We start from the raw sequence: 6,352 nt of genomic DNA, 5'->3' as shown, positions 1-6,352 counted from the left end.
TAACAACACAATAGGACGTACGATGTATTTTTTATTATCCCCTGCCAAAAACCTAGACGAAAAAACTGCCCTACCACTTGATCTGGATGATCAATACAGCGAGCCTGCTCTCATCGAAGAAGCCATCGAGCTCATGAAAACCCTAAAAACAAAAGACGTGCTTGATTTACAAGAACTCATGCACATCTCCGCCAAGATCGCCGAATTAAATGTCGCGCGCAATCAGGCATGGGCTCATCCTTTTGATGACAATAAAAAACCTGCCGTCTATCTGTTCGATGGTGATGTCTATACTGGGCTGGACGCTTATCAACTTTCCAAAGAAGAAATTCAATATCTTAATAAACACCTAGGCATCTTATCTGGTCTGTACGGTCTATTAAAGCCGTTGGATTATATGCTGCCTTATCGTCTTGAGATGGGCACCAAGTTTAAGACGCCAAATGCCGATGACCTGTATCAATTCTGGGGCGACACCATCACTGACTTAATCAATGAACGCATTCAAGACAGCGGTTCTGATGTCTTGGTAAATCTTGCCTCAACTGAATATTATGGCGCGGTGAAACCAAAAAACATCAACGCCGCCATCATCACGCCGAAATTCCTTGATCAAAAAAATGGCAAATACAAAATCATCAGCTTCTACACCAAAAAAGCTCGTGGCATGATGGTAAATTTCGCCGCCAAAAATAACATCACTGATCCTGAAGACCTTAAGAAATTTGACAGCGATGGTTATTATTTTGATGAGGCGTTAAGCACTGATACCGAATGGGTGTTTAAGCGCGATGAGCAAGCTTAATGTAGCTTAATTGCCATTCACATCAAAACTCAACCAATAAAAATCCCTGCCATCAAGCAGGGATTTTTTTAATTGGGATAGAGGTTTTATTGACCGACCGCCTGAATGGCAGTCAGTGCAATCGTATAGACAATATCATCCACCAAACAGCCACGAGACAGGTCGTTAACAGGCTTGTTTAGGCCTTGTAGCATCGGACCTACGCTGATCACGCCTGCGGTGCGTTGTACTGCCTTATAGGTGGTGTTACCTGTGTTCAGATCAGGGAAGATGAATACATTCGCCTCGCCTGCCACTTGTGAGTTCGGCGCTTTTTGCTTGCCCACAGATGGTACAGATGCCGCATCAAACTGTAGCGGACCATCGACTTTGAGGTTTGGTGCTTTTTCGCGAACGATTTGCAAGGCTGATTTTACCGTTTCTACGTCTTCGCCCGAACCTGAGTTCATGGTAGAGTAGCTGATTAGGGCAACTTTAGGATCGATGCCGAATGACTTGGCGGATTCGGCTGACTGGATGGCGATCTCAGCAAGCTGTTCGGCAGTTGGATTTGGATTTACCGCGCAGTCGCCATAGACCACCACTTGCTCAGGTAATAGCATGAAGAACACACTAGAGACCAAGCTATACTCTGGCGCAGTCTTGATCAGCTGGAACGCTGGGCGAATCGTATCAGCAGTCGTGTGTACCGCACCCGATACCAGACCATCCACGTCGCCAACTTGTAGCATCATCGTGCCAAGATACACCGTGTCTTGAAGCGCTTGTCTTGCGCCCTCTTCATCGATTTTGCCTTTGCGGCGCTCTACCATTGGTGCGACATATTTGTCGATCACAGTAGATGGTTCGATGATTTCGATGCCGTCAGGCAGAGTTACACCGCGCTCATCCGCCACCGTGCGAATCTTAGCAGGGTCGCCAAGCAATACGCATTGGGCGATGCCACGGCTTTGACAAATCGCTGCCGCCTCGATAGTACGCGGCTCATCACCTTCTGGTAGAACGATGCGTTTTTTGGCGTTCTGAGCAAGGCGAACAACTTGGTTGCGGAAGGCGTAAGGAGACAACTTTTGGGTGCGGTCAGCGGTTTTGTAGGCCTCAAAAGCATTGCTGTCAATCTCAGACAGATTGCCACCGTTATCAGTGCGTGCCAATACTTGAACCTTACCCGACAGCTCAGCAGTGCCAATCACGCCCCAAATGCGCTCGCCTTTTAGACCGCCAAATACAGATGCAAAGACAGGTAGGCGAGTATCACTATCACCCACCAAGATCACATCAGCATCAAAACCTGTCGCAAGCTCGCGGTTTACGCGGTTGGCATACGGTCTGCTCTCATCAGCAAGCACACCCACAACCACGCTGATGGGCGCTGATTGCTTAGCGATTGCCGTCTCTAGTAGGTCGTCAAGGTTGTTATTACCGATCGCACCGCAGAATTCTTCATGGCTTGGAATGGCAACAATCTCACCACCGACTAAGCCGGCGACACTTTGAGACAATGTTTCCATGTTAATCTGACTGGTGGTAGGAACTAGCAATACAGTTTTCATGTCATATCCTTTATTAAATTCATCAATAAATATAAGCCGTAAAATCAAGCAAAAAGTCAGATCATCACAATCTGACTTTTATGATTTGATTTATAGACCTAGAACTTCGCGAGTCTCGCTCATGATTTGGAATTCTTCGTCAGTTGGGACAACCCACAGCTCTATAGCAGAACCCTCGGCATGGAAGCTGCCTTCAGCACCACGTGACAATTCAGCATTCTTCGCTTCGTCCATCTTGATGCCGAAATGACGTAGATGACCCAAGATCTTCGCACGCATTCCCACTGCGTTCTCACCCACCCCGCCAGTAAAGGCAATGCCGGTCAAGCTTGGTAACGCACAGCTTAGGCTAGCTAGATATTTTGCCACACGGTAGGCGAATAATTCTAGTGCTAAGATGGCATCCTTATTACCTTCATTAGCAGCCTGCTCTACCGTTCTCATGTCATTTGATACGCCAGATACGCCCAATAGACCGCTCTTTTTATTCAGCAGCGTATCAATCTCTTCGATAGACAGACCCAGTGTGCGATGCAGATGGATGTGCAGACTTGGATCGACATCACCTGAACGCGTACCCATCATTAGACCCTCAAGCGGCGTTAGACCCATAGAGGTATCAAGACTCTTACCATCATAAACAGCCGTCGCCGAGCAACCATTACCCAGGTGAGCAACTAACCAGCCATGCGCACCCTCTTTAGCGGTTAATTCACTGGCACGATTTGACACATAAGCGTGCGATGAGCCGTGAAAACCATAGCGACGAATGCGGTCATTTTCATAAAGTTCTTTTGGGATGGCATAACGATATGCTACGTCTGGCATGGTTTGATGAAATGCAGTATCAAACACAGCCACTTGTGGCAAGTTTGGATAAATCGCAAGTACCGCCTCAATACCTGATGCGTTAGCAGGGTTATGCAATGGTGCTAGGATTGCCAAGCGCTTAATTTCACTCAACACATGATCATCAACTCTTACAGCTGACGAAAACTCGCGACCACCATGCACCACGCGATGACCCACCGCCACCGGATGATACTGCTCGATCAATGCTAGGATTTTTTGTAGTGCAAGTTGATGGGTTGCGCCTGGCAGGTTGATTTCTTCCTTTGTGCCATCAAGATGTGTGTGCTTAATGCGCGCATCATTATTACCCAATGCCTCAGCAAGACCCTCGATGCGCTGCTCGCCGTCATCAGAAATGAGCGCATATTTAATAGATGATGAGCCACAGTTCAAAATCAAAGTTGGGTTGTTAAGTGCCATGTTTCTTCCTTAAATTGTTGGTTGGATGGGCGGCCTTGGCCGAATGAATCTTTGGCATTATAACATAAAATTATCAAAAGTCTTTAGGTAAAATCAAAGGATTTTTGGGGAATATTTTGTTTTGATATTAATAAATTTTTTTCTTTTAAATCATTATCTTACGGTGTATTTTCATAAAAGTCGTTGGTATTTTGACAAAATTTAGGTAAAATAATTTTTCAATTTTAAGACGATCATACATCAATGAAAACAGCCATTTTATCCATCGCACTTTGTGCATTATTAACCGCCTGCGGTCAAAAAGGCGCACTCTATCTTCCCACCAAAACCGCACCCACAGAACCCATCAACGAGACCATCAGCGCCAACCCGAACGACTACTAATAACTATTACAATCATCCATCATTCATACGGATCATTAATTTATCATGACTTTTAGCCCTGTAAGCCAAACCCAAGACGGCGCGTTGTCAATCGATGCCGCCAAGCTGACCGAGTCCTTGCCGTTCATCGAATATCAAGATAACACACTATATATCGATGGCGCAGACACGACAGAGCTTGCCAAGCTATATGGCACGCCACTTTATGTGTATTCTAAGAACGCACTACTTGCCAATTATACTGCTTATATGGAAAGCTTTAGCGCGCTCAACGACGTGCAAATCTGCTACGCCGTCAAAGCCAACTCCAATCTTGCCGTTCTGTCAGCACTTGCCAAAGCGGGTGCTGGTTTTGACATCGTATCGACGGGCGAACTTGCCCGCGTCATAAGAGCAGGCGGCAACCCAGCCCAAATCGTCTATTCTGGCGTTGGCAAGACTGCATCGGACATCCATACCGCCCTAGAAGCTGGCGTTGGCTGCTTTAATGTGGAAGCCTTAAGCGAACTAGACACCATAAACGCTGTCGCCGCAGAGCTGGGTAAAAAAGCCCCGATCGCGCTACGCATCAATCCTGACGTGGATGCCAAGACCCACCCTTATATCTCGACAGGTATGAAGGATAATAAATTTGGCATCGCGCATGATGTGGCGATATCTGCTTATGAATACGCCAATACCCTGCCAAACCTTGACATCGTCGGTATCGACTGTCACATCGGCTCTCAGCTGACCGAAGTCAAGCCTTTCGTGGATGCGCTTGATAAGATGATTGAGCTGATCGATGAATTATTTGCTCGCGGCATTAAGCTATCCCATGTGGATCTAGGCGGTGGACTTGGCGTGCGCTACATCGATGAGAACCCTGCCAGCGTCCACGAATTCGCTGAAGCGCTACTGCCCAAATTACTCGCTCTACAAGCCAAATACAAATTAGGTCTACACCTAGAACCAGGTCGTAATATCGCCGCCAATGCAGGCGTGCTGCTCACGCGCGTAGATGTGCTTAAGCCCACCGAGCACAAGAACTTCGCCATCGTCGATGCCTCCATGAGCGAGCTGATTCGCCCTGCTTTATATGAGTCAGTGATGGCAATCATTCCTGCCAAGCTTTCGGACACTCAAGATAATGAGCAGTCCCAAGTGTGGGACGTGGTCGGCACAGTCTGTGAGTCGAGTGACTTCTTAGGTAAAGAGCGCGCACTTTCTTTGGAAGTTGGTACACTTTTGGCGGTCACTGGTGCTGGTGCGTACGCTTTTTCCATGGCGAGCAACTACAACAGCCGTCCTCGCCCTGCTGAGGTCATGACTGACAACGGCGCTCATCGCATCGTGCGCGCCCGTGAAAACCTAGAAGACCTATGGCGCGGCGAACAACTCTAAACCGCCAATCTAAATGCACCGATGATTCGGTGCATTTTTTATGCATGTGAAGTATCTTGATATCCATCAACTTTTCTTTGAGAGCTTTAGCGTTGGTTGGTGATTTTGTATGGCAAAATTCTTTTACAATTTAAATCGCATTTACCAAAACATTTGGCAAATTCATTAGGCAAATCGGCGTTCATCTGTTAAGATAGACATACGAGCACACGGACGTAACCAGATAAAAGGAATTAGAACTTAGAGCTAAAAAGGAGTGATGATGTTAATTGAATTTACCAAAATGCATGGGCTGGGCAATGATTTTATGGTGATTGACCTGGTCACCCAACGCATGAATCTCACCACTGACTTGGTGCGTCTGCTTGCTGATCGTCATCTTGGCGTGGGTTTTGATCAGCTGCTTATTGTTGAGCCGCCAAGTCGTCCCGACGTAGATTTTAAATATCGAATTTTTAATGCTGATGGCACAGAAGTCAGCCAATGTGGCAACGGCGCTCGTTGTTTTGCTTCCTTCGTTCAAGCGCGTAAATTATCCTTTAAGCAGCGTCTGCGCGTGGAGACGGCCAGCGGCATCATCACCCTGACCACTGATCGCTATGGCTGGGTACAGGTTGACATGGGTAAACCCAAATTTGAACCTGACGAGATTCCATTTGCACCAAAGGCGATCACCAAGGTTGGCAACTCGTACCGACTGGTCGTGGATGGCACACCTGTTCAGCTATATATCGCCAACATGGGCAACCCTCATGCCGTCATCAAGGTGGATGATGTACTCACCGCTGATGTGGAGCGTCTGGGGCGACTGTTAGAGTCGCATGAGGCTTTCCCCCAGCGCGTGAATGTCGGATTCATGCAAGTGGTGAATCAGCGACACATTCGCCTTAGAGTCTATGAGCGCGGTGTGGGCGAGACCCAGGCGTGTGGCACGGGCGCCTGCGCAGCTGTGGCG

The 6,352-nt window shown here is 47.5% G+C and carries 5 protein-coding genes and 1 pseudogene; 4 read left to right on the top strand and 2 right to left on the bottom strand.

Features of this window, described 5'->3' with window-relative positions; all coding sequences use genetic code 11:
• Positions 1-22: 22 nt before the first annotated feature.
• Positions 23-805, top strand: a complete 783-nt coding sequence (yaaA, locus tag GY683_RS04790) for a peroxide stress protein YaaA (protein ID WP_297287661.1) — start codon at positions 23-25, stop codon at positions 803-805.
• A gap of 86 nt (positions 806-891) precedes the next feature.
• Here yaaA and pta read toward each other — a convergent pair.
• Positions 892-1,929, bottom strand: a pseudogene (gene pta, locus GY683_RS04785) (phosphate acetyltransferase); the annotation flags it as partial.
• 519 nt (positions 1,930-2,448) lie between these two features.
• Entirely contained in the window at positions 2,449-3,630 is a 1,182-nt protein-coding gene (locus tag GY683_RS04780) for an acetate/propionate family kinase (protein ID WP_297287660.1), read from the bottom strand.
• 243 nt (positions 3,631-3,873) lie between these two features.
• Between GY683_RS04780 and GY683_RS04775 the strand changes: the two genes are divergently transcribed.
• The 3 genes from GY683_RS04775 to dapF form a co-directional block, all read left to right on the top strand.
• Positions 3,874-4,014, top strand: coding sequence for a lipoprotein (locus GY683_RS04775; protein ID WP_297287659.1), 141 nt, complete (start codon positions 3,874-3,876; stop codon positions 4,012-4,014).
• A 45-nt stretch (positions 4,015-4,059) separates the two neighbouring features.
• Complete coding sequence (lysA, locus tag GY683_RS04770) at positions 4,060-5,397, top strand: diaminopimelate decarboxylase (protein ID WP_297287658.1); 1,338 nt, start codon at positions 4,060-4,062, stop codon at positions 5,395-5,397.
• Between the two features lie 262 nt (positions 5,398-5,659).
• Positions 5,660-6,352 (top strand): diaminopimelate epimerase (dapF, locus tag GY683_RS04765; RefSeq protein WP_297287657.1); only part of this gene is annotated, 693 nt, incomplete at its 3' end.

Source organism: Moraxella sp. (assembly GCF_024227015.1).
In the GTDB taxonomy this organism is placed as follows: domain Bacteria; phylum Pseudomonadota; class Gammaproteobacteria; order Pseudomonadales; family Moraxellaceae; genus Moraxella.
This window is presented reverse-complemented; position numbering and strand designations above follow the sequence as displayed.

Coding starts and splice junctions, on each gene's coding strand:
- yaaA (WP_297287661.1), top strand. CDS start 23: ATGTATTTTTTATTATCCCCTGCCAAAAACCTAGACGAAAAAACTGCC.
- GY683_RS04780 (WP_297287660.1), bottom strand. CDS start 3,630: ATGGCACTTAACAACCCAACTTTGATTTTGAACTGTGGCTCATCATCT.
- GY683_RS04775 (WP_297287659.1), top strand. CDS start 3,874: ATGAAAACAGCCATTTTATCCATCGCACTTTGTGCATTATTAACCGCC.
- lysA (WP_297287658.1), top strand. CDS start 4,060: ATGACTTTTAGCCCTGTAAGCCAAACCCAAGACGGCGCGTTGTCAATC.